General features: G+C 60.2%; 15 protein-coding genes and 1 pseudogene. 12 read left to right on the top strand and 4 right to left on the bottom strand.

Annotation, left to right across the window (positions count from 1 at the left end; translation table 11 throughout):
- The first annotated feature begins 9 nt into the window (after positions 1-9).
- The 8 genes and pseudogenes from AC1Q5B_RS18025 to AC1Q5B_RS17990 all read left to right on the top strand — a co-directional run bounded on the left by AC1Q5B_RS18025 (position 10) and on the right by AC1Q5B_RS17990 (position 13,499).
- Positions 10-1,182, top strand: a complete 1,173-nt coding sequence (locus AC1Q5B_RS18025; protein ID WP_492632827.1) for an SO2930 family diheme c-type cytochrome — start codon at positions 10-12, stop codon at positions 1,180-1,182.
- A 62-nt stretch (positions 1,183-1,244) separates the two neighbouring features.
- A complete protein-coding gene (locus tag AC1Q5B_RS18020; RefSeq protein ID WP_492632826.1) occupies positions 1,245-3,668 on the top strand; it encodes a TonB-dependent receptor in 2,424 nt (807 codons plus the stop codon).
- An 86-nt stretch (positions 3,669-3,754) separates the two neighbouring features.
- Positions 3,755-4,684: pseudogene (locus AC1Q5B_RS18015) on the top strand (OB-fold nucleic acid binding domain-containing protein); the annotation flags it as partial.
- A 140-nt stretch (positions 4,685-4,824) separates the two neighbouring features.
- Entirely contained in the window at positions 4,825-7,284 is a 2,460-nt protein-coding gene (locus AC1Q5B_RS18010) for a hypothetical protein (RefSeq protein WP_155944770.1), read from the top strand.
- A gap of 380 nt (positions 7,285-7,664) precedes the next feature.
- Positions 7,665-9,560, top strand: coding sequence for a hypothetical protein (locus tag AC1Q5B_RS18005; protein WP_492632825.1), 1,896 nt, complete (start codon positions 7,665-7,667; stop codon positions 9,558-9,560).
- Between the two features lie 53 nt (positions 9,561-9,613).
- A complete protein-coding gene (locus tag AC1Q5B_RS18000) occupies positions 9,614-10,153 on the top strand; it encodes a hypothetical protein (protein WP_056881692.1) in 540 nt (179 codons plus the stop codon).
- Positions 10,154-12,190: a DEAD/DEAH box helicase gene (locus AC1Q5B_RS17995; RefSeq protein ID WP_056881691.1), complete on the top strand. Its 2,037-nt coding sequence runs from the start codon at positions 10,154-10,156 to the stop codon at positions 12,188-12,190.
- 70 nt (positions 12,191-12,260) lie between these two features.
- Complete coding sequence (locus tag AC1Q5B_RS17990) at positions 12,261-13,499, top strand: site-specific integrase (protein ID WP_155944768.1); 1,239 nt, start codon at positions 12,261-12,263, stop codon at positions 13,497-13,499.
- 29 nt (positions 13,500-13,528) lie between these two features.
- Here AC1Q5B_RS17990 and AC1Q5B_RS17985 read toward each other — a convergent pair whose 3' ends face one another.
- Together AC1Q5B_RS17985 and AC1Q5B_RS17980 are read right to left on the bottom strand one after the other, a co-directional pair.
- Positions 13,529-15,703, bottom strand: a complete 2,175-nt coding sequence (locus AC1Q5B_RS17985; RefSeq protein WP_056881690.1) for an SEC-C metal-binding domain-containing protein — start codon at positions 15,701-15,703, stop codon at positions 13,529-13,531.
- Between the two features lie 8 nt (positions 15,704-15,711).
- Positions 15,712-16,560 carry a competence protein CoiA gene (locus AC1Q5B_RS17980; RefSeq protein ID WP_056881689.1) on the bottom strand — a complete coding sequence of 283 codons (849 nt, stop codon included), beginning with the start codon at positions 16,558-16,560 and terminating at the stop codon, positions 15,712-15,714.
- 135 nt (positions 16,561-16,695) lie between these two features.
- Between AC1Q5B_RS17980 and AC1Q5B_RS17975 the strand changes: the two genes are divergently transcribed.
- Genes AC1Q5B_RS17975 through AC1Q5B_RS17960 form a run of 4 tightly spaced genes read left to right on the top strand, consistent with a single transcriptional unit; the run spans position 16,696 to position 22,752 of the window.
- Positions 16,696-17,604 (top strand): hypothetical protein, encoded by a 909-nt coding sequence (locus AC1Q5B_RS17975; RefSeq protein ID WP_056881688.1) that lies wholly within the window; start codon positions 16,696-16,698, stop codon positions 17,602-17,604.
- Between the two features lie 28 nt (positions 17,605-17,632).
- A complete protein-coding gene (locus AC1Q5B_RS17970; RefSeq protein ID WP_056881687.1) occupies positions 17,633-18,190 on the top strand; it encodes a hypothetical protein in 558 nt (185 codons plus the stop codon).
- A 55-nt stretch (positions 18,191-18,245) separates the two neighbouring features.
- A complete protein-coding gene (locus AC1Q5B_RS17965; RefSeq protein WP_056881686.1) occupies positions 18,246-18,431 on the top strand; it encodes a YegP family protein in 186 nt (61 codons plus the stop codon).
- Between the two features lie 28 nt (positions 18,432-18,459).
- Positions 18,460-22,752, top strand: a complete 4,293-nt coding sequence (locus AC1Q5B_RS17960) for a DEAD/DEAH box helicase (RefSeq protein WP_056881685.1) — start codon at positions 18,460-18,462, stop codon at positions 22,750-22,752.
- Positions 22,753-22,917: 165 nt separating this feature from the next.
- Here the strand turns inward: AC1Q5B_RS17960 and AC1Q5B_RS17955 are convergent, their stop codons facing one another.
- Positions 22,918-24,045, bottom strand: coding sequence for a class I SAM-dependent methyltransferase (locus AC1Q5B_RS17955; RefSeq protein WP_155944767.1), 1,128 nt, complete (start codon positions 24,043-24,045; stop codon positions 22,918-22,920).
- A gap of 437 nt (positions 24,046-24,482) precedes the next feature.
- The gene (locus AC1Q5B_RS17950) at positions 24,483-25,388 is read right to left on the bottom strand and encodes a hypothetical protein (RefSeq protein WP_492632824.1); all 906 of its coding nucleotides are present in this window, start codon (positions 25,386-25,388) and stop codon (positions 24,483-24,485) included.
- Positions 25,389-25,408 lie beyond the last annotated feature (20 nt).

Genomic DNA, 25,408 nt, shown 5'->3' with positions numbered 1-25,408 from the left:
CCATCGCGCATGCCGTATCGCGTGCTGCCGTGGCTGGCGATCCTCGCGGCCTGCGCGGCGCTGCCGGCCTGCCGGCCGGCGCCGCAGGTGCACTTCTTCGCCGAGGGCCAGCCGGCGACGCTGGACGAATGGGGCGTGCTGCGGGTCGAGGACGGGCGCCTGCGCCTCAACGACGGCGTGGTGCCGTACGACCTCAACACGCCCTTGTTCAGCGACTACGCGCACAAGCTGCGCACGGTCTGGATGCCGGCCGGCACGTCCGCGACGTACCGGGCGGAACAGAGCTTCGACTTCCCGGTCGGCACCATCCTCAGCAAGACGTTCTACTACCCGTTGCCGGAAGGAAAGCCGTGGGACGGGAAGTCCGTCGCGCGTACGCCCCCGACGCAGTCGTCGCTGGAAGGCGAGGCGCTGGACCTGGCCAGGGTGCGCCTGATCGAGACGCGCCTGCTGGTCCATCGCGCCGGAGGCTGGGTGGCGCTGCCTTACGTGTGGAACGACGCCCAGACTGCGGCCACGCTGAAGCGGACGGGCGAACTGGTGGCGCTCGACCTGGTCGATGCGCAGGGTCAACGGCAGGCCACGAACTATCAGGTGCCCGACCAGAACCAGTGCGGCGGCTGCCACATCACCGACAACAGGTCGCGCAAGTTGCTGCCGATCGGGCCGAAGGCACGGCATCTGAACCGTGATTTCGAGTACGTGGGCGGCAGGGAAAACCAGTTGGCGCACCTGACGCGCGTCGGCTACCTGGCCGGTGTGCCGGCGTCGCCGCCGCGGCTGGCCGACGCCATGGATGCGCACGCCGCACTCGATGCCCGCGCCCGCGCTTACCTGGACGTCAACTGCGGGCACTGCCACAGCGCCACCGGTCCGGCGATCACCTCGGGCCTGTGGCTGGACGCGCACACGCAGGACCGCCTGAAGCTGGGCTTCTGCAAGCAGCCCATCGCGGCGGGTAAGGGTACCGGCGACCGGCGCTACGACATCGTGCCGGGCCATGCGGCCGATTCCATCTTCGATTACCGGTTGGACAGCGACGACCCCGCGATCATGATGCCGGAGCTGGGGCGCTCGGTCGTCCATCGGGAAGGGGTCGCGCTGATCCGCGCATGGATCGACGCGCAGGCTGGCCGTTGCGACACGGCAGGCACAGGCAGTGATTCACCGCCGGCCACCTGAGGCCGGTTTCCGCACAACGCTTCCGGGAGGGCGTGATGAGAGTGATGCAACGGAATCTGGTCGTGGGGCTTCGACGCGCGTTGTTCGGCAGTTGCGTGGTGCTGGGTGCGAGCGGGACGGCTTGGGCGCAGGCGACGCCCGAGGGCGAACAGCAGGCGACCAACCTCGACACCATCACCGTTACCGCGCAGAGCCGCCAGCAGGAACTGCAGGACGTGCCGATCGCATTGCAGGTCGTCGACCAGCAACTGCTCGATGACGTGGCGGCGGAGAACCTGGGCGACATCGACGCGTTCGTGCCGGGCCTGGTGGTGGACGCCGCCCAGCCCACGCAGCCCTCGTTCCGCCTGCGCGGCGTGGAGACCAGCGACTTCGGCATCGGCACCGACCCGGCGGTCGGCATCTTCGTCGACGGCGTGTACGGCGGCCGCGGTGGCGGCGTGCTGTTGCCGTTCCTCGACGTCGAGCGCATCGAGGTGCTGAAGGGGCCGCAGGGCACGCTGTTCGGCCGCAACACCGCGGCGGGCGCGATCTCGCTGGTGACGCGGCGGCCGCAGGACGAGACCGAAGCCCGCCTGCGCCTGCGGCTGGGCAACTACGGCAAGCAGTACGTCGATGCGATGTGGAACATCCCGGTCAGCGACGTTTCGGCGTTCCGGGTGAACGCGCTGTTCAACCACAGCGATGGCTGGTTCCAGGATGGCGCCACCGGCAAGGATCTGGGCGGCGAGAACGTGTGGGCCGCGCGCGCCGCCTGGCAGCTGCGCATCGGCGACAACACCACCGCGCTATTGAGCTGGGACCACGAAAGCCTCGATCAGAACGGCCGCGTCACCACCGGCATCGTGCCGCTGCCGGCGTATCCACAACGGCCGCCGGTGCCGGTGGATCCGGACGATTACCTGGATCCGCGCAAGGTGCCGACCTACAGCGATGCGGAGAACGCGGAGTGGCGTACGTTCGATGGCGTCACCCTGATCGTCGACCACGCCTTCGCCTGGGGCAACCTGACCTCGACCTCGTCCTGGCGCGAGTACGACTCGCTGAACCAAACCGAGGAGGACGGCACCAACCGCGCCGACCTGTACATCGACTCGGTCAACACCGAGAGCAACGAGACTTTCTACCAGGAGTTCAAGTTCGCCGGCAGCAATGCGCGGCTGGACTGGGTGGCGGGCGCCAGCTTCTTCAAGGAGGATGCGCGCCAGACCAGCGAGGTGAACACCAATACCGAAGCGGTGGACAACATCGTGCGCAACCTCGGCATCGCGCCGACGCCGGACGGCAGCCTGTTCGGCTTCACGTCGCTGCTGGCGCAGATGAACGGCATCCCTGTATCTCTGGTCGGCGACCGCTGGAACGAGCGCTTCAACAACACGCTGTCGACCACCGCCTACGCCGCGTTCGGTGACGTCATCTGGCGCGCGACCGACAAGCTCAACCTGACCTTTGGCTTGCGCTACACCCGCGACGAGAAGGACTTCACCTGGCTCAACACGCCGCGCAATGCGCCGGAGCTGGAAGCCAAGCTGGCGCTGCTGGAATCGCTGGGCTTCTTCGCCGCGCTGGGGCAGATGGGCATCCCGATCAGCCGCGAAACGCTGACCTTCGACATGGCCTTCATCGATCCGCCGGCGATGGTCAACAAGGGCGTGCTGGTGCGCGACAAGCGCAGCTGGAGCGACGTCAGTCCGCGTTTCGTGGTCGACTACCACCTGGATGACCGGACCATGGTGTTCGGCTCGCTGGCCAAGGGTTACAAGGCCGGCGGCTTCAACGCGCTGCAGATCGGCCCGGCCTTCGAGAACGAGGACGTCTGGAACCTGGAGGCCGGCATCAAGCAGTCGCTGGGCCGCTTCGCCTGGAACGCCTCGCTGTTCCACTACCGCTACGACAATCGCCAGTCGGTGCGGCTGATCGATCCCGATCCGAACAATCCCGTCGACATCCCGCGCTTCGTGTTCGACACCGGCGATCTGGAGGCTACCGGCATCGACGTGGACCTGCGCTGGAAGGTCACCGACGGGTTCACGCTGGACGCGCAGGCCGAGTGGATCGATTCCAAGTACAAGGACTACGTGACGCCGGAAGGCGTGGACCTGGATGGCGAACCGACCGGCGAACCGCGTTTCACCGCGTCGCTGGGCGCGGCCTACAAGGTCGACCTGGCGGAGCACGGTGAACTGCGCTTCTCGGCGCGTCACGCCTATCGTGGACGCAGCCGCTGCAACGCGGGCTCGGACCTGCAGGGCGATTGCGGCGTGAATGCGCTGCTCGACATCGGGGAAGCGCGCGACCGCACCGACGTCCGCATCGGCTGGACCGCGCCGCAGGGGCACTGGAGTTGGGCGGTCTACGGCAACAACGTGTTCGACAACCAGTACGTGAAAGGCCTGAACACCTACGGTCGCGGTCCGCTGGGCGTGGTGGGCGCCACCATCACCGAGCCGCGCACGTACGGCCTGGAAGTGGCCGTGAAGTTCTGAGCCACGCGTCGACGCGTCGGATAACGGCCCCGGCATCGCGAGATGCCGGGGTTTTTGTTTGGCGTGGTTCCCGGCATCCTTGTGCGATGCCTGTACGTCGCGAATCGCCGTCCATCGATCTTTCCGCCGAACCCCTCAGCCACCTGCCCGGTGTCGGTCCGCGCGTAGGGGAGAAGCTCGCCGCGCGCGGATTGCAGACGATGCAGGATCTGTGGCTCCACCTGCCGCTGCGCTACGAAGACCGCACCGCGATCACGCCGATCCGCCTGCTGCAGCCCGGCGTGCCGGCGCAGGTGGAAGGGCGCGTGGAAGCGGTGGACCGCGGCTTCCGTTATCGGCCGGTACTGCGGGTGGCGGTGGGCGACGAATCGACCGGTTCGCTGGTGCTGCGCTTCTTCCATTTCCGCGCCGCACAGGTCGCACAGTTCGCCGTCGGTGCGCGCATCCGTTGCTACGGTACGCCCAAGCCCGGCCAGCACGGGCTGGAGATCGTCCACCCCAGCTACCGCATCCTCGGTGATGACGATGACGCCGCCCTGGGCGAGGCACTGGATCCGGTGTATCCGGCCATCGAAGGGCTGGGGCCGGCGAGCATCCGCAAGCTGGTCGGCCAGGCGCTGGAACGGTTGCCTGCCGACGACCGCCTGGAACTGCTGCCTGCCGGGTTTCTGGATGAGTCGGCATTGCCCTCGCTGCGACAGGCGCTGCTCACCATGCATCGGCCGCCGCGCGATGCCGATGTCGCGGCGCTCGCCCTCGGCACGCACCCGGCACAGCGCCGGCTGGCGATCGAGGAACTGCTGGCCCATCAGCTGAGCCTGCGCCGGCAGCGGCTCGCGCTGCAGCGGCAGCGTGCGCCGGCGCTGAAAGGCAAGGGCACGCTGGTGGAGGCCTTGGTCAAGGCACTGCCGTTCACGCTGACGGGTGCGCAGCAGCGCGTGTTCAAGCAGATCCGCGAAGACATCGCCCGGCCCTCACCGATGATGCGGCTGGTCCAGGGCGACGTGGGTACGGGAATGTTAGCATCGATGGGCGTACACAGAAGACCTTTTCGATGCAGAAGAGCTCCAATAGGCTACCAAAGCCTGAAGGAAAGAGGGCGGGGCTTACCTTAAGCGCTCAGAGTAAGCGGGGTGCCCTTCGATGGCATGTCAAGTTGTTCCTGGCGTACTTACTAGATGCCATCCAGGAGTCCTGGCGGGAAGGCGCTCGGGCGCGCCGTCCAAAAGACATCAAGGCAACGGTGGCTGTCCACACCAAATGTGGCGCGATCCAAATCCCCTTGCTTCGGCCAGCAGGTGGATGGACTGAAAAGCTTCTGGAGCGCATTCAATCCACATTGAAAGAGCAGGCTGATCTCGTGTGGGTCGGAGCTACACAGTGTTTGGAAAGCGAAGCGTTTCCCCGCTCTTCACTGAAAGCCCTGGTGACGCGTCTAGTGGGGCGGGTTTATCCGCCCTCTAGAATGGAAGCGGTGATTAAGAAGATGGAAGCATTCCTCGCAGACTATGCAATCTGCGAGAAGCGTAACGAAGCGAAAGTCTGCCATGCCAGCGCAATCATCGAACAAGCCGAAGCCCGCGGCTTCTCTAGCAGCGCGATAAGCGTAACGCCAAAGGGGCCACGAGCGCGCCTGGTTGTCATCTTCTCGCAGCTACGGCTGCGACTTCCCGGCGGCCCTGGAACCGGGGAGTGGGCGGCACTTCAAGAGAGAATGAACGCGGCCGCCGTCAAATTCAAAGCGTGCCAAGGCAACTTAGTCTTCCTCCCGACAGAGAACAACCCCCACGGACGTAGGACATACCCAGGGTACGTTGTGGACTTCGAACAACTGGGAGTTCGGCAGGGCGGCCTCTTGACGGAAGTGTTGGATGCGATGCCAACTCCCGTAAGTCATCAGTACTTCCAAAGGCTGATGCGTCACGTTGAATGGATCTGCGCGACGTCGTGCATTTCGCAAGCTAGGGTTCGTGCAATCCTAAGCTCACGATCTGACATTCTTCAGGAAGATGATCTCCAAGTTCTCACCAATGCACTGATCTCATGTTGTGATGCCCGCCCTCTAGAGCCGCGGTCAAGAAGCGGCTACCTGAGCGCGTTCCAAGAGGCCTTTCATGGCGCATTTCAATCGCTAGGAACTCGTGCGAGCAAGGTTCAACTGGATAGCACGAAGCACTGGGCGAGAAGAAGTCGCGGACTCATCAGTGAGGTTGCCGATCCTGGAGCGATATCGCCGGAGAACCGCCCTCCAATCATTCACGTCGTAGGAGGTGATGGCGCACTGAGTAGAGAGCGTGCTGCGGAACACTTGGAAGATAGGCTGAAGCGTATCGAGAATGCGTGTGACCATGCATTAGCAGAGTTCATCAACTGGCGGAAATTCATGCTTCGCGCCGGTGAGATGGGCGTTGATGACTCTTTCCGGTCCTACGTGGATCAAATGAAGGGGCTTGGTGACGGGCGAGAGGATTTCCGGCAATGGCTGAGAGGTGCTGCCACTGAGGACATTGCAAGAGTCACCTTCTTTGCCGCTCAGAAGCACGAGCTTTATCGAGAGGCTCGCGATAGGGAGCTTCGTTCGAATGTCCACCAAGGTCGCTTCAACCGCGCATTCGGACGGATCAGCGAAGAGTACCCAGAACTGGTGAACTGGTGCGGAGGTCGTTCATCACCATTCTACTCTTTTGCCATTCAAATGATCTGGTGGGTGCCACGCTGGGTTCAGTTGGCAATTGAAATGAAGATACAGATAGTCACTTCATGGAATCGCGACACGGTGAAGCATCTGGAGGCTAATGGGGTTCGTCGCGAGGGGGCGCGATTGGAGTTCCAGTCATTGAAGGGAAAAAATGGAGAGATGGAAAACGCCAGTGTGGAGCCGGTCGATAAGCTCCTTCAGGCTGGCATCGATCTTATGATTGAGCACAACGCCAACGTCGATCGCTACTGGTCTCGCGAGTCGCCAGGCTTGTTTGTTACCTTCATCGAGAAAGGGGTGGGCCGTCGAGTCTTTGGGCGAGGTACAGACCATAAAATTCTGTCGAGATTCATTGCCTACTACGAGCTTCCGCACTTTACACGGGAGCAGCTTCGAAATCAGAGCGCGGGTGCTGACTATCTTAGCCATGACGATCCACATGCGACACAAGGACGCCTGGGGCACACAAGCATCAGGACAACTGCGGGCTATCTTGACGGCACCGTATTTCGGGTATTGAACTCAGCCAACATTGCGAAGTTCCAGAAGGTGCTAAGCGCCTCGATTGTGTGGGCCGCTGGTGGCGAGGATGCGGTGACAAAGAGCGGGATGCCTCTTTCGTACGTGGACAAGAGGCTGCTATTTCCCGTGAGTGACAGTGCGGTGACGGATCGTCTGATGCCGCCGGAGTGTGACGTCTGGATGGTTGACCCAGAGCAGCCTTTGGTACTGGACAAGATCAGGGTCATGCATCTCATTCGACAGAGGGCCTACTACGCACAGAACTGGCAAAGATTACGCGCTGAATCATCGGAGAGATTCTCCAAGGTCCATCTTCCACGGATCGAGTTTACAGCCGCACTCTGGGCACTCATCTCGGACTCCGAGTATGCGTGTTTGCTGGAGCAGAGGGTATGAAAAAAGGCGTGAAAGTTGACGCTGGTTTGATTGCGCCATCGCCAAACCGAGATTCAGATGAGGGCGCTTGGCCCACGGGAGTTGCACGAGATAGAAGGATTCTAAGCGATTGGAATGACCCGGTTCTACGGGTGGCCAACGGTGACAAGATTAGGCTCATCGACCTCTCCCGAATTCCGCTGCCAGCCAATGGTCCTGACGGACCCTTCTCGGAAAGCTTCACTCTTGGGAAATTTCCGCACTGGGTAGATGTTGCGCGCGCGCAATTTTGCAACGTTCTGTCAGCCGGGACCGGGCATGACGCTCTAGGTAAAGCGGTCAACTCGCTCAATCATACGTCCAGGTTTTTCGCATGGTGCGTGAAGAATCGGATCTACAAGTTGGCCGATGTGACCTTGGACGATATGAGGAGGCTGGCGCTCGAGTTGCAACCCAAGGGGTGGTTCAGCGCCCTAAACACGGAGGCCGAGCTGAGGGAGCTAGTCAGGCGCTGCGAAGACGATAAAGCCCTACTTCTGCAGGTTGCTTCATCTCATGATGGGGCGACTTGCAGCATCTCTTCGGAGCGACTCTCCTCTTACCTTGGATACGTAGTCACATCGCGGGAGTATCCGATGTTCCTCCGTAAGGAAATAGCTGGTCTGATGCAGAAGGTGACAGTCGGGGCGGAACGGAGAAGCGACGATATGCAGCCCTGGTCCGAGGCGTCGTTCAAGAACTGCTTCGGTGCACTGAATGGACTTTGCATTCTTCCCGCGACGCTTGACAGGCTGAGCTTTGAACCCTTCGCTAACGCCCGGCTTCATGCGCGCCTTGCCAACGGGATTCCGGATGGGCGGACCGCCAACTTGACGGTGGAGGATGCTGCTAAGTTGCTAGCGGAGTCGCTTGAGTGGCTTTACAACAAGGCTGATGCAGTTATCGAGCTCGTGGCGTTCTGGCGAGAGACGCTTGTTGGGACAGCATCTGAGTACAAAGGCGAGGCGAACGTCAGCACGCGCGTGAATGCAGCGATACGTGAACGATACGCAGAGCTAAAGTCGCGTGTGGACTTTCCCTATGAAGTGGCCTCGTTCACCACTGCAACCGGTGAGAGCATCTCCCTGCTGGTGAAGAATCTCTTGACGGCGGCTTTCGTCCTGATTGCCATTACGCAAGCAAGAAGAAAGAATGAGGTAGTCGGAGAGGGGAGTCGGCCATGGGGCATCTACGCGGCGTGCCTTGAGAAGATTGATCCCGATATCGATGCATATGCCCTGGACATCTACATCGAGAAGACCTGGAATGCCTGGATGAAGATGCCGGCATCAGCGCTGACGGTGCATGCAGTGGACGTGCTGACAAGATTGAGGGCCGCCGCTCTTCCCGGCGAGGAGGTCGGAACCTCGGATCAGGATAGGCGTGCCCAGAAGCTGTTCTCCTTCCCCGGCAGCGCGGCGCTTCTCGGGGATGCGAGCGCCATGTTTGGTTTTTCCTTTGACGAACACAGCGGGGAACTGTATTCGCTGGCGGGAGTTGCTGATTCTGAACGCAAGACTCACATGTTCCGACGTTTCTTTGCGCTGGTGTACTTCTATCGATGGGAACACCCCAAGTTGCAGGCCTTGTCGGAGTTCCTTGCACACTTTGATCTCGAAACGACCAGGGTCTACATCACCGACCCAGCCATGCGAGACAAGGCAGATCGAATTGAGGCACTACATCGGCACAGAGCGGATTGTTTCCCAGAGCAAGAGATGTCAGAAGCCCAGCGCCACTACGCGGATGCGCAGTTGGATGCGATGCTAACTTCCGACGGTGCCGGGGGGCCAATGACGAGGCGTGTACATCGTTGGATTCAGCGCATCTGGCGGCACGTCGAGTTTCCTGATCGCGACCCAGCGACCCTGAAAAGCGAAATCCGAAAGCAGTTTAAGAGCAGGGGGTACGCGCCAACCCCGATGTCTCATGGGGTCTGTTGGGCGGAAGAATCTGGCGGGCGGGTCGGCTTGAGAGGGCGTTGTAGCAAGGAGGGGACAATTCGTAGGGAGCTGGCAGGAGTGGATATCTGCGGCGCCTGTGTATTTCACAGTACATCGAGCTCCTTTTTGCTGAACGTGGAGCAGGATGCCAAGCGCCTGGATGAGCAGGCAGCTCTGGCAACCGACCCGCGAGAAGCGCAAGTTCTTCGCGCCACCGCCTCGTGCTCTCGAGAGCTTGTAGAGTTGGAACTGTCGCTTATCCAACGTCAGCGATGCCCACTGACCAAGCCACCAGGAAAGAAGGTGCCGGAATGAGTGTCTCTGATCAGCATGTTTCACGTCGCTTGCGTGCTCAGGCAGATCTTGCCATGAGTGCAAAGAAGGATCTCATGACGCGCTGGGCGCGTGATGGAGTTCCCGTGTGCGTCGGCTCGGAGCATCCAAAACAGCTTGAGTGGTATCCGACCAGTCTTCGGAGCTTCAGTGCCTGGGATGGTAGTCAGAACTCTGCGGCGGTCCGTGAGTCCGAACCGCTTCTTCGCAAGACGGCGTTCCAAACGCTCAAATCTAATGCCTCGCTGCATCTGGCTATCAACCAGTTGCTTCGCCAGTTGGAGGTCACAGCCGAAGCTTGTCGGAGAGCCTTGAATCCTGAGCTTGCTGTGGAAGATGCAAAGGAGAAGGCGGAGGTCGAGCGCGCTAAGCGCGCCGGAGCACTACTGGGGTATCGTCAGGCAAGAGCCGAAGTCCGCACGGCCCGGAGAGATCTCGGTGCCGAGAAGAGGGCGCACCAGGGAACCTTGGGGCTGCTAAGGGAGAAAGAGCGCGAACTGGCTCAGGCACATGAGCAAATCGCAGCGCTAACTAAGACCTTGCGTAAGACGACGAGCCTCAAGTCGGTTCGATAGATGATGCCGCCAGAACAGAGACAGCAAATCACCGCCATGTATCACCATCATGACCTCGCTCCTGGCCTGGCACTTGCTGTGGCTCTGGGTGCGGGTATAGAGCCCGCGAAGGGCTTTAAAAAGCTCCAGTCCACGGGCCTGGTGGAGCGGTGGCAGGTACCGCTCTACCTTCCGTCGCGCTATCTAGATGCGCGAGTACCCATTGAGCGCTTCTTTGGCCTTACCGGCCAGGGACAGGAAGTTGTAGTTGTGGGACGTTACGCAGGCAACATGCGTACGAAGTGGGGTGCAGGGCGCTGGGGAGGCAAGCGCAGCCCGCAAGCGCAAGGGGCACTCCTTGATGAGGAGGGGATGCAGCTACGTTTCTCGGTCTTCGGCGATGCGCGAACGCTGCAGAAGACACTCGAAGAGTCCGAGGGGCCGATCGCACTCGCGGGTACGCTTACCCAGGTGGGCGCGCATGTCTATTTGAACAATCCGACATTGCTGGATCAGAGTCTGATTGGTGCGGTAGTGCCCCACTACCCAGGCAAGGCGCGGGTGCTGTCCCTGGCCATGGCCCGTCGAGTCATGGCAGCTCTACTGCCGTCTACCATCCCCCTGTGTGCTGCAGAACTCCGAGCAAGGGCACGAGCCTTTGTGAGCGACGGGCAACTGAGAAGACTGCTGGGAAGGCCCGAAGGAACCCTAGAGGACTTGCTGGTTAGAGCCCACTTCCCTTCGTCGCCGGACGTGGGAGAGCGCGCGCAATGGCACCTTGAGCGTTTGTCAGCGCTCATCACGGTGGGGGATCTTAGGGCAGCCAAGCAGTGTCCAGTCGCGGTGAGAAAGCCGCTGGCCCTCTCGCCTTGGCAGGATCTCGCATCGCGTGCGCCTTTTGTCCTCACGCACGAGCAGGCTAGGGCGGTCGATCGCCTGACAGAGCGCTTTGGTGGGACAGAGGCGTCCTCTACCTTAATCAATGCCGATGTCGGCATGGGGAAGTCGATCGTCTACCAAATGGCGGTTGCCTCCGCTGTCCGTTCGGCTGCACGCGCGGCCGTTCTCCTGCCCAACGAACGACTGGCTGTGCAGGCTCATCAGGAGATCTGTCGTCTATTTCCTGAGTTCGATGCCGCCCTGGTTACCGGGAAGACGAATGATCGAGCGATGACGAACGCGCGTTGGCTCGTCGGAACAACGGCCCTACTGTTTCGTGACATTGGCCACTTGGATGTGTGCGTCATCGATGAGCAGCATCGCTTCTCGGTGGAGCAGCGACGTGCCTTGGTAAAGGATGGAACGCATGTTGTCGAGATCAGCGCCACTCCTATTCCTCGCACACAGGCCATGCTGCTGTACGGGAAGTTGGATGTGCTGCGATTGACGGAACGCCACAGTCCGCAAGACATCCGTACCCAGATTGTGCATCGAAACGGCACATCGGACATGGTTGAGCATCTCAGGAGCCTGCTGAATGCAGGCGCTCGAGTTCTGATCGTGTGTCCTCGGAGGGAGGAGGGGGAGGACGATGAAGGGCCTGACCTTCCATCGGTGGCGCGCGTGGCACATAAGTGGAGCACCATGTTCCCTGGATTAGTGCGCGCCCTGCATGGGGCCTCGGGTGAGGCGGATGTACACCAGGCTTTCGAAGACATGGCAACGGGCGCTGCCCGCATCTTAGTCGCCACAACCGTGGTTGAGGTGGGCTTGAACATTGCCAATCTGCGAGGCGTCGTTATCGTCCATGCAGAACGCTTTGGTCTGTCGCAGCTACACCAGTTGCGTGGGCGCTTGGCACGGGAGGGGGGAGAGGGTCACTGCTACTTGTACCTGCCCCGCGCGGTGGGTTTAGATGCAGATGTAAGGCTACAGGCGCTGGTTGATACCAACGATGGATTCGTTCTTGCCGAACACGACATGAGAATACGCGGCATTGGGGATGTCTCAGACGCCGGTGCTCGCCAGCATGGCAGCGCCGGTAGCCTTCTGATGAATCGCCAAGTAGGTATGTCCACTGTCATGGAGATCATGGAGATGCTCGGTGACGAGGACTGAAGCTTTGGTGGAGTGGGTAGGAGTCGGCACTGAGCGTTTGCCAGTCTTCTACAACGCGAAGCTACGTCTCATGGACGAGTTTCATGACTACGTGTGCTATGTCGCCGAGACCGAGGCCAAGAGTGGATCGAGCCAAGCGTACACATCCAAGGTGCAAGCAGTGTCATACGCGTTGCTGGCGTGGCTGCGATTTCTGGACGGCACAAGCGCCAGTTGGAAGGATGCCGACAATGCCAAGCTACGGGGATTCAAAGATCTTGCGCTTAAGCGGGTGAAAGCATCGGTGCGTGGCAAGGGGAATGAGAACGCAGCAAAGCGAACGGTCAATATCCAGCTCAAGTGGATCTACCGCTACTACGCTTGGGCAGAGCGGACGGAGCGATGCGGAACGATTCTTGGGCCCGGCGAAGACGCGCCGATCAAATCGACACTCAACATGCCCTCGGCTAACAGTAAACGGAAAAGTGGTCTGGACAAGAATGCCTATCCGCTGCTGTTCGGGAGATTGGGGAATCGATCGGGTGCTCAGTACTTTGCGAGCGGCCAAGACAAAAGGAAGGTCGCGGAAGTCCTGTCCGAGGCAAACGACCCTTTCATCGCTGAGCGAAACCTCATCATTCTTGAGCTCGCATCACGTGTAGGTTGGCGTGCCGGCACAATGACGTTTCTGGAGAGCGGTGACTTTCCAACGCATCCGAATGAGAAAATGCCTGGCGATGGCGTTCCGATCCGACCCGCGATTCAGAAAGGCGGACACTCTGACTCATTTGGCGTTCCTCTAACGCTTGCTCTACGCATCTCACGATTCATTCAATGGCGAGAGCGCTGGCTGATTCAGGGGGGATGGAGTGAGAAAGAAGCGAAGGGTCGACTCTTCGTGAGTGGGAAAACCGGCACGCCCCTGGGCAACAAGACGATAACGCAGATGATTGGCTCTGCTTTCAGGAAAATTGGGGTTGAGGCCGGTCGCGGCGCGGGCGTTCACTCGTTTCGTCGCAAGTATGCAGAGGATTCCACGCGCGACGATCTTTCCTCGCGGCGCGCGGGCGGCTACTCGACCGCGATGGAGGATGTCATGCACGGCACCGCTCATAGGCTGGGGCACAGGAGCTTGTCCTCTCAAGTGGCCTATCAGCGAGCAGTCCATGCCAGTACGCATAAAGACCACACACATGAGCTGCGAACGAGCTTGGAAGAAGCCGAATCAGAGCTCGCAGTAGCCAAGGCGGAGAACGCTGCGCTGCGGGCGGAGCTATCTCGACGAGGCGCTCCTGCTAACCCGAAAGGCGGAAAGAAGAAGTTGCGATAGGGCGCACGGCGCCAGCGACTACTCGGAATTCATGGGCCGCAGCACTTCTTCCACTTTCGTCCGCTACCGCATGGGCAAGGATCATTTCGACCGATTTTTTGGTTGCCTTCTCCGCCTCGAAGCACTTGCCTCATGGCGGCATTCCGTGACACTGGCGGGACCTGTTCCTCTCGGGCCACAGCGGCATCGAGTTGATCATCCTGATGCCAAGGTTCTGCCAGTCGCATGCCGAATCTTAGCCGGGCCTGGTCTGGGGCCAGGCACAGGCCGAACCATAGGTCGGCCTTCTGCAGGTATTTTCGGCGCGTCGTCAGCACGGCCAGCCTCTGAGACGCCTCTAGGTCATTTTCCGCACTGATCAGCACCGTGAGTCCACTCTTATCCGCGAACATGAGCGCGAGGCTGTGCGGCTTGCCATCACGGGCGGCCTGCTGCGCCTGCCCGTCAATCAGCCGGTTGAGATCGTCCCGCGTTGGGCCATCTAACTCCAACAGTTGGAATCCCTGATCAAGAACCGCAGGCTCAGGTCTGACTTGAATCTCTTGCAAGATGCGGCTTAGCGTCGTTCCTTCATGGTGGGTCAGTAGCCCTGGTGGCGTCGCGGCGCCAGGTAGTGCGCGTCGTCGCGCGGCCATAGCGATGTCAATGCCGAGCGAGAACCCCTCATCCATGTGCACCAGTTTCTGCTCGTCATCAAACCAGAGGTTGTGCCGAAGGTGATAGCCCAGGATGGTCATCTCCTGAGCAGCCATCAGTCGATCTCCGTACCGCGTCCGGCGGGCGATGTAGCTCAGCAAATGCAAGGGACTGGTGAGTAGCTCTGTCAGTACATCAATGAGAAATACGTCGGTGATGAACGCAGCGCGCACGCGCGGTACATCGCGCGTTTTCAGGAACTGACGAGATTGGAAGGTAAGAGCGGGGTAGTGGTCACTGACGACACAGAAAACGAAGATCTCGTTAATCTGAGGGGGTAGTACGACTTCTGACCCATCCGATAGCGTGACTTGATACTTCGCGTCTCCCAAGCACTCCGCGCATAGCAAGCCTTGGTCATAAGCATCCTGAACGCCCTTCTGAAAGTCGTCTCGGATGACTTGGTCATTCCCCTTGCGGGCTTCGATGGTCAGTCTCTTTGACTTGGCCTGGACGATGATGGCTCTGTCAGCCCACAGCACCAGTACGTCGATCTCGCCAGCCTTCTTGCCTTTGGCTTCCCAAAGATCAACGTTGAGAAAGACGTTCTCTGCTCCGAATACGCTTGCAAGGCGCTCGGCTACAAAGTTCTCGGTGAATGCTCCGCGGTTCTTGTCCTGCTGTGCGCGGTAGGACTTGTCTGTCAGCATCCAATGAAATGGTGAATCGTATATTGCCTCTGCAAGCGCGTAGTTTTGCAGTGACATGTACTGGCCATCGGGCTGTCGAATCAAAGGCGTTGCTGTGACGTGATTGAAGTCCTGTAGGCTTGAAAAGGAGGCATTGTTTGCGCTATCGGGAAGTGTGAACGCGTCTAGGACCCGCTCGACCAAGCCTGTGTCTAGGCCGCAGTGCGCCGCGATGTCCGAAGCTGTGAAGGAAAAGCCGGGCACCATGGTCCACTGGTCGGCCGGGCGATCGCGCATTTCCTCACGCAAGGACTCAAAGCGCACCTGGCACTGGAGGCTGATGCTATCGGCCACCTGGCAGGCCTGACCGATCGTGAAGCCGCGGTTTCGCTGGAGCCAATCGTTGTCGGCCTCATAGCGCCGGACTGCTAAATCCAAGTACTGAAAGTCGTACGCCGACTCGGCTGCGTAGAAGATGGGCTCTCGCATGACGGCACCCGAATCGAAGGGATTGACGTCCTTTCCTTGCTTGAGTGCTTCGGCTACCTCGCCGATATCAAAGGCAGCCGATAGCACATGATGTAGCTCCAGGAGTAGGCTTTCAGCGTGGTCTACGTACCGCTGCTGAAGTTCCCGTGATGGCAACGTCCAATCAATGGGTGCCTTGACCATCAGGCCGTGCAAGGTGGTGAGCTCAGTCCGCATCAATCTGTCGGGACCAGAAACCTCACGCAGGTCATCGACCGTGACATCCTTCTCATACAGAATCATGTTGTCTCTGAAGCAAAGGTAGGCCAGCGCATGGACAAAGCCGGGCTGTAGGCAAAGCGCCTCTAAGTCAGCAAAGATCTCTCGTTCGGTGCGCGTTGTGTTTTTCATAGGACGCATCAAGAAGCGCTCTGTGTGTTCTCGTCAATCGGACTGGAGCGGGTTGCTATCGAACGAGCTTCTGTTTCGACCATAGCGTCGTGCAGAAACGTGCGCTTTCTTACGCGATAGATGCAAGGCAGCCCTGTTTCGTCGTAGATGTCCAGCCGTGCGAGCCAGTCTTGGCCGAAATCTATGTAGACGGGGCAGGTCGCATCTAGCCAGGTGCGTCGCGGTCGGATCCATACGTACTGGTGATGGCCACGGTAGACCTGAGAAACTTCTCTCTCGATGTCGCGTAGGGGGTGTATGAATCCTCCGCCTGGCGCTTTCTTGGTGGCCAGCGGGTTTTGTTTCAGGCACTCAGACAGGCGCAGGAAGATTCCCCGGTTTGCACCTTCCATGCGCGGCGCAGCGGGATACCAGATCAGGTCCTGGGCAATGTCTGAAGTTGGGTCGGGCAGCATGTGGTGGATCTGGAAGTTATCCACGAACGTACTGCCGTTGATCACCCAAACCAGATTTCCATAGAAGCGCTCACGTGAAAGACGCTCTCCATCCGTCATCGACGAGTGTTGAACTTCGATCACGATTCCGGCAGGCGTCTTGATGTCCGCGCGATGAATTTCGCCGTTGGGCGCGACATGGCTGATCTCGCGGCACGACTCAGGGAAGAGCGCCTTCCAGGCACGGTGCCAAGGAGTCTCGTTCTCCCACCACGGATCGCAGTCACGTCGGCTGGCGTGCGCCCAGTGGTGCATTAGCCGCGGGCCGCACTTGGCGACCATGGCGGAGCCGCAGGTTTCGCACACGCCGGGAGCGCCGGGCGAGGGCTCCTGGCGGCGGCCGTCAACGAGGGCGTACTGCATGTGCGTCCGAGCGAAGGAAGTACACGTAGTTTATGGCTTGCTGCGGGAAACAATCGCTGGGTGCTTGACCGTCGGACCTTGTGCTCCGGACATGCCACACTACTCGGCAGTGTTTCCGAAGGACCGGGTAGCGCTTTGCAAAAGGTCTTCTTGAACAGTGGATGGTATGACGCCGGACAACTGGACGGGCGGCTGTCCCAAGTAGTGCGCGGCGGGCAGGGGCTGGCGCTACATTTCGGCCAAGAAACGAAGCTGACGATCGCTGCGTGTGTACGCCTGCGTGCCTATCTCGACGCACTCGGCGATCAGGGGCTACCTGTCGAGTTGCACGATCTGGCTACCTGGGGTCTGGGCGCGTACCTGGACCGGGTAGGCGTGTTCGAGCAACTGACCCCTTCAGTGTCTGTCGTTGGGCTGGAGCCTGCAGGGCAGTCGCAAGCTCGTCGCGGTCAGAGCGAGGCACTGGAGGAGATTGTTCGGATCCCGATCAGTGGTCCCATGGACCGAAGCGTCGCTGAGCGTTTGTCCGGGAAACTGGCGGCGTGCGCGTTGCCCCAGGTGCGGGAGGCTTTAGCCAACACGGCCTTTACGTGCTTTGCTGAGTTGATCGGCAATGTCCGCACGCACAGTGCTTCGCCTAGCCCCGGCTACGCGGCGCTGCAGGTATACACGCCCCGTCAGGGCTCAAGACGTCTGGTTGAAGTGGTCGTCGCTGACGCAGGACTGGGGATTCTTCAAACGCTGCGGCCGGCCTTGTTAGCCAAGCAGGCTCCCCAAGGCGCCTTGGATGATCAGGCGTTGCTGCTTTATGCCGTGAACTCGGGTATCTCACGCCATGGCGAGGAGGCCGGGTGCGGCATCACCCAAAGTGCCAAACGCCTGCTGAGGCTGCCTGAACCTCGTCTTGAGCTTCGGCTGCCCGATATGCGCGTGAGGTTTGAGCCCGGGCCAGCGGGCGGGTATGTCATCACCCAGGCACGGACCGGTGCGGCAGTGGCCCCTTTGCCAGGCACCCACTGGATCTTCCGGTACGCGCTTGACTAGGCCCCTCAATTCTGTTTCACTGAACATAATGAATCAGATCGCGACCCTCCCTCTGAGGCAGTTCTTGGAGCGCTCCGATGCCTGGGGCCGTGAGGAAGGGCGTGAGGTGTACCCGAAGTTACTCGAGGCGCTTGAACGTACGCCGGGCGCTGTGTTGTACCGCATTGACTTGACCGGGGTGGCCCGGCTGGATGCGTCATTCCCTCGCGAAAGCTTCGTGGCCTTGGCCAAGCGGTATGCCGGTGAGAAGGCCTTTTCGATCAGCGGCGCGGCAAACATGGATTTGCTGGAGAACGTGGATGCGGCTGCGCACAAGCTGGGTATGGCGATGGTGGTGTGGGACGAGCAAGGCACGTGGTCTTTGATCGGGCCGCCTCCGAGCGCTGGCTTAAAACCCGTTTTCGATATCGCCATGACCGAAGGTGAAGTCACCACGGCGATGCTGATCAAGGCGCCATATGAACTCGGCGCGGCAAACAACGTAAGCAACAAACTCAAGCAACTGACAGAGGCTGGGTATCTCGTGAGACGAGAGGATTCATCTGTCAGCGGTGGCAAGGAGTACCGGTACCTTGCCCCGCGGTGATCTTCGTCTGCCTACCGGTTCACTTGATTCAGTGAAGCAGAAAGGAGAGGTTCCGATGTCCGCTATTCCGATCTTTGAAGTGTGGCAAAGCCGCAACAATCAGCAGTGGTACTTCCGCCTGAAAGCGCCCAATCACGAGATCATCTGCAGCTCAGAGGGGTATACGACCCGCTCTGGCGCCGAGCAGGGACTTGCACGGGTAAAGCTGTACGCTCCGGCCGCTCAGGTCCGCTTTGTGTAACTGGCTCTTCAACTAGGACGCCCTTGTGATGCACGAGCAATCCCTTCCTGCAGATCCCCGCGTATCCAAGGGCGTCATTTCCCAGTTTCTGCGCACCAACTGTCGACGCCAGTTGTACCTGTCCATCTACGCGCCCCTGCATGCGCACCCCACCATGCAGGCGTTGGGCATGCCCCCACCGGCCAAGTGGCGGCCAGGTATCGTGGCGTTGACGCGATCTGGGCGGGATCTGGAAGGTCAGCGGTTCGAAGAGCTCGAGCACGCGTTCCCCGGAGCCATGCGCAACTTTGCGCCCAAGGGCAAAGCTAAGGCCAAGGCCGGCGGCAAAACCGCCTTCCGGGATGCATTGAAGAATGGGGTGGTGGCGCCCTATGTGTTCGTTGAGGGCGAATTTCAATCCTCGCACCTGAGTTCGGCCTTCTATGCCGCCCTGGGTATACAGGCTGCAGTAGCGTCTAACTTGCCACGTCTAGCCGACCTGCGTCCGGATGTTGTGCTGGCACTGGATGCGACGATGCCATTACCCCAGCAACGTCATGCGCGTCAGGTTAATCCCGATGGCTCGACAACGCCGCTGGCCAGAGACGATGCGCGCCTGCGTTTGCTACCTATTGATATCAAGCGTAGCGAGCACGTCAATGCCAGCTACGCCATCGAGGTAACCCTCTACGCCGTACTGCTCGCCCTGTGGATTCAGCATGAGGGGTTGGGCGAGAAGTACGTGGTGATCGATCAGCCAGCCCTGTGGACACTGGATGCGCCCGATGCTGCGCCGATGTCCACCCTGAGCACCGTGCCGATTGAGGAGCGCATGGCAGCCTTGCTGGGCCGCTTGGAAATGGTGGAGTTCGATCAGTACGTCATCAGTATGCGAAAGATATTCCGCGAAGACCTGGTGGAAGTGGCTGGGCGTGAGGAATGGAAAAGATTGGCGCCACATATAGGGCCTTACTGTGGCATGTGTGATTTTTATGCCCACGAGCCTTGGGCGCGCAAGGATCCAAAAACGCAGATCAAGGAAGTCGTACACGCTGAACACTGCTCGGTTAAGGTGGAATCCGACGACCTGCTTTCACGCATTCCGGACGTCTCCCGAGGAATGGCGCGTACCTTGAGCGATGCGGGCGTCAGTACGGTGCAATCGCTATCACAGCAGTCGCCCGATGCGCCGGTTTTCCAGGCCCACAACCGACTAGCCGCCGAGCGCCAACTGCTCCCGCGTCGTGCGGCACACCTGTTGGCCGCCACGCGCGCCAGTACCGGACGCCAGTGCGCAAGCCTGCCGCGATACTCGCATCTGAGCGCGTACATTTTTCTTAACTTCGATGCCGCCACAGGATTCACCACGGGCTTCTCGGTGTACGGCAACTACCGCGCGCAGCGCAACTACGGCAGCGAACCCAAACCGTATGTGCCTACAGACGAGCCGAAGCAGCGTCCTGAAGCTTGGACCGTTGAACGCCGTGAGATGGATGAGGAGTTCAAAGGGCTCCAGCGGGTCATGTACTACCTCGCCGACCTGATCGACAAGGCGCAGGCCGACCCAGACCACGAGGATCTGAAGAAGGCCACCCTGCAAGTTTATTTCTGGGATGCACGCCAGTTCGAGCACTTCCGTACGGTGGTTGGCCGCCACTTGCACCGGCTTCTGGGCGATACGCGCTTGAACGGACTGGTGTGGTTGTTTCCGCCAGAGCAGGTCATCGCTCACCCCGAGTACGCGCTAACGCCGGCGGTTTCATTCGTGCGCGATGCGATCCGGCGTCTGGAGATTTTGCCGATCCCCTATGTTCAAACTCTCCTGGCCGTAGGTGAGGCGCTGCTGCCGGAGACTGATCACGTCAAGATTCCGCCGTTTCTGCACGAGCCCCTGAGTGATGCGATCCCAAAAGAGCGCATCTACGACATCTGGGAGCCTCAGCATCATGCTAACCACCAGGACCAGGTGGCGGCCTACAACCAAACCCTTCGCAGCTTGGTCATGCTGCTGATGAAGGTCACCATCTGCATACAGCGGCAATACAAAGGCCAGCTCACCGCTAACGCTCCTCCGCTGGAGTTGATGAAGCTGCCGACCTATCGAGGCGTCAGCGTGGATGGACAGCTATTGATTCTGCACGCCAAGCTCGAACAGCAGATCGAGGCGACTAGTAGCAAGGTCGGCTATGCAAATGATGCGGATGAGCTTGAGGCCGGCTATCGCAGTATTCGGCTCGTCAAGCGTTTGAGCGGCGCACAGGAGCGTCAAGCGCTCAAGGACTACGCTCTAGAAAAAATCGACGATCTGCGCGTGTACACGATCACGGAGACCTCCTGTAACAGCAAGCTTAAAACCGGCGATTCGGTGACCTTGTTCTTCAACGCCGTGCCCGGGATCTTGAACCAGCGTGTGAGCAAGTACCTGACCGGATCGCATGATGAGTTGGGTTATCAGAAGTACATCGCGATGGCCGAAGCGCTGAAGTGCACCATACTTCACCTCGATCGAGTCAACGCACGCGTGGTTGTCGAGCCGGGCTACTACGCGGCGGTGGCCGATGCCTTGGAGGCTGATGGATTGAACCTGGACACGGACTGTTCTTTGGTCGAGGCACCTCCCTTCGCCGAAGGGGCCTATCGAAAGGAGCAATTCATCCGTAGCCTGGGCAATCCGGTGATCGCTTACCCGCACAGCCAGGCGCTGACGGCGCTAGGCAAACAAACGGTTGCCCCGCCAAAGCCATCTAAGGACGCGCCCATGCGGGGCGCCAGCGTGCTTTGGGATGCTCCCAATGTCGCCGTCCAGAGGTCAGATTGGAGCGAAGCGGAGATCAATGCGGCAATCCAGTGGCTACGCGAACAAGGTCACCTGATCAACGAGAGTCAAGAGGATGCGATTCAGGCGGGTTTGCGTCGTTGCCTGTCGCTGATCTGGGGTCCCCCTGGGACGGGCAAGACCACTACGGGCGCCGGCTTGGCAGCCGCCGAGTTGTGGCTGGCGGTGACGCGTCAGATGCCCCAGAAGCTGCTGATTACAGGTCCCAACTACCAGACCGTCGAGAACTTCTACTCCGATCTGTTACCGCTGTTGCTGGCACTGGGCCCTGATGCAGCCCGGGTACGCTGGATTGAACGGCGTGAGCTCGGCGAGCCTGATCTTGAGGCGCTGCTCGACTACCGCAGATGCGATAGGAAGAGCCTTGAGGTGCTGCGAGCGGAGATGGAGGAGGGGGACAAGCCCACCATTGTTTTTGCCGTGACCGCGCAGTTGTTCAATCTGGCCAACCTCCCTTCGCCCCGAGGGAAAAAGTCTGCCGCGGTGCCAGCGCTGGAGATGTTCGACCTGGTGATGGTCGACGAAGCCAGTCAAGTAGATGTCGCCTCCGCGATAGGCGCGTTGGCCGAACTGGCTCCCAGCGGTCGACTGGTGCTCCTCGGTGATCGTCTGCAGATGCCCCCCATCTCAAAGGTTGAATCTCCGAAGGGGTGTGAGCACCTCGTTGGAAGCATTCTGGACTACTTCCAGGTGCGCTTTGGAGAGATAGAGGCATATCCCCTCTTGGAAAACTATCGCTCGGCCGAGGGACTGGTGCGCTTTGCTCGGGAACTGGGCTATCCGACCAAGTTGGCTGCCAAGTTCCCCGATTCTCGGTTGGCACTGGCTGTTCCGCTAGCGGAACCTGTTGACTGGCCAGACACGCTGCCCTGGAGCGATCTGTTCCCCAAGCTGCTGGATCCGGCCGTGTCCACGCTGGCAGTGACCTACGCTGATGGCAAAGCCGGTCAGGCCAACGATTTTGAGGCTGGCTTGGTAGTCGCTACGGCACTTTTGGCACGTGAGACGTTGCAAAAGGGTCTGAGCGGGCGCTCGAACCCGCCGGTATCGGGCCTCGACGCGATCCATTTTTGGACGCAGACCCTTGGTATCGTCACGCCGCATCGTGCTCAGCGCGCTGCAGTAATTCGTAGCCTGCGACAGGCCTTTCCGGCTGAGGAAGGAGAGCTGATCGAGCGGGCTGTGGACACGGTCGAGCGCTTTCAGGGGGGCGAGCGCGATCTGATTCTGGTGTCCTTCGGTGTGGGTGATCCCGATGTGATTGAGGCCGAAGAGGAGTTTCTGCTCGGCCTCAACCGGACCAATGTGGCAATCTCGCGTGCACGCGCTAAGGCCATTGTCTTCGTGTCTGACGACCTGTCTTACCACCTTCCCGATGATGTTGATGTGGTACGCACTGCCCGAGCAATCAAAGGGTTTGTCCACCAGTACTGCGACAAGACTCAGCGCTTTGACGTGCCTGTGGCTGAAAGCACCAGAGCGGTCACGCTACGCTGGAGAGCGTAGTGGCAGCGCGCCGTACCCCTGCATGGAAGACTGGGGGGCTTCCGGATACGGGCTCACGCGTATTTGCTCAGTAGCAGTCATGAGGTTGTTCTGCTGGCGAGCCTGCGCGGCACTATTGCCTACAAGACGCATGTCCACGGGTGCGCGACGGCGAAGACCTAACACTCATCGCCGGGCCCTGGAAAAACCTATGGTGACGTCAAATTCGGTGGTCGGGCTTGAGAGTGTACCCATAGTGTCGGCCTGTCGCTTGCCGGCATCCGCGGTACCGACATCGAGCCAGCCCTCGATCCGCCAATCGTGCCTGGACGAGGCCAATGACTGTCGGAGAATATCCAAGGGCGCATGATCGCGCGACCGTATGGAGCCAAAGCGGACGATCATTTTGCCGTCCGGCTTGAGTCGATCGCCACAATGGTTCCACACCTTTCCGAGTGACTTGGCGAAGGCTTCGGGCGACTCATGCGACAGTTGCTTGCCTCGACCGTAGTCGATTGTCTCAGGGCCTCCGACGAACCAATTTCGTAGCCATTGGTCTTGCACATAGGTCACGAGCCCGTAGTAGGGCGGCGACGTTACGACGTAAGAGAGATTGTCCTGGACTTTCGCATAGGACGTGGCGTGAGTGCTGTCGCCCTGCGTAATCAAGCCGTGATGCTTTCGCTTGGGGAGCTCTTCGGCAGCGATACGCGCCAGTCGACGTTCGATGGGCTTCAGGACGTCAATCTTAGGAGGCAGAAGATTTCGACTAGTCCAGTAACGCACCGAATACGCGGGCTTGCTGGCGAAGGTCCGCGGCATCTGATTCGAGAAGTAACCCGATTTTTCAGGATCTTTGGCCAGCGGACCATGCAAGCAACCAAGAACGATTCCTCGCAACAATGCTGCCTCTTCAGTTCGGCGACGCTTCAGTCCTGCACGCAAACGGCATATTTGATCCAGCGTGTCCGGATCATAAGCGCCTTCCCAAAACTCTCCCTCTGGCACTTCATAGTCCTGATGCTCGGTCAGAATCTGACGGGCCAGCTCCATCACCGCCGTATGTGTGGTGTCGGCCAATTTAGCCTTGGCGATAGCAACAGCCACTGGTGACGTATCGATTCCGTAGCTGCGTAGTCCCAGAAAGCGTGCCGCGTAGTTGCTGGTTCCCCGACCGCAGAACGGGTCCAGGACGACCGCGCGTGGTGATGCTTGTCTGAGCGCCCGAAAGGGGAAGCTCAGAGGGAACATGGTGAAATAAGGGCAGACCGCATTGAGCGAGTGGCGAGCTTCGGTCAGGGGGGGCGCGGTCATGCCGCCATTAAACCAGATCTAGCTCCCTTTGAATTGAGATTTTGAGGGGGGCTGGAGGCTTCTAGGGCCGCTTCGCGCTACGAGAGAACTAGGCTAGATAACCACGCGTCGATCCTGACATGCTCACTCGGCGGGAGTGCGAGGCATAGGGCCCGGATCCATTGGCCACACGGTTCGTCTAGTCTGAGAGTCGGCCCACGCGCTTGGAGGCCACGAACTTGACCAGCCATCGCAAACCGAACAAGGCCGCGCCGGTCAACCCGCTTCCACGGAGGAGGTGGATCATGGATCACATAGTGGCAGCAGCCGGGCGCTAGATGGATTTAGCGCACAAGTGGCCCGCGCTATAGCAGCGTGTACCGGTCGTACGTCCTAGCGATCTTTGCGCGTCGCCGGGAGCGCAGAAGCGCGGGGAATCCTGCGCGTGCTCTGAGGAGTTACAGGCCTATCTGGTTGGCGGCCTTGAGCAAGGCTTCCTTGTTGCCCTCGCTGGGCCACCCTTCTACAACCGATACCAGCTTGCCGTCGCGTAGAAAGTAGAACATGGGCGTGGACCACGAATCGAAGTTAGGCCACTCCGCCCGGTCGAAAGCGATGACCATGGGGTGCTCCGGATGCTCGCGGTTCCATTGCTGAAGCACGTCAAGATTGAGCTTTCGGTCCACCGGGGCCAGCCAGAGCGAGCGGGCCATGGCCTTAGACAGGGCGGGGTCCGCCTCAATGGCGGCCATGGCATTGCGGGAAAAGTGACACAGGGGGTGGGAGATGACGACCACGCGGGCACCCTGGTCCACCGCCAACGTGGTGCGCGTCAGGGTGTTACCCGATTCTTGCACCGCGAGCGCGGTCTTCCCCGAGCTTGATGAGGTCGCCAGCGTCGGCGCCGGTTCGACGTTCCACTGGGGAAATGTCTTCTCCAAAGCCGAGGCTTGCTCAAACTGACGCGAGGCCATAAGGGCCGCGTGCATATCCGAGAAGCTGCGTCGCTCGACCAAAGCCCGTGCTTGGAGTTCGCCGAAGGCGCGCTGCATCGCCTGCAAGTGCGTGGCCTGGATCGAGTAAGCGTGGGCGATGTTCGCCGCATTGAAGAGGGTCGCCAGATCCTGACTATCCATGCTGGCCGGATCACGCGCCAGCGCGGCGGCGAAGCCATTGTCGAAGGCGGCCGACATCGCCGTCGCACGCTCGGCCGTGGACTGGCCGCGGGTCTGCGCGTGGACCTCCATGAAGCGGTCGTAGCGCCCATCAAGCGTTTGGCCAGCCAAGGTGTTGGCCGGCCAAGCGCTCAAGGCGCCGATGCCGATGAGAAACAGTGCGCAGAACTGCTGCTGGATCCTGTGCATGGATCTTCCTGAGCATCCGG

Source organism: Pseudoxanthomonas sp. GW835-FHT14C01, assembly GCF_058793715.1.
This window is presented reverse-complemented; position numbering and strand designations above follow the sequence as displayed.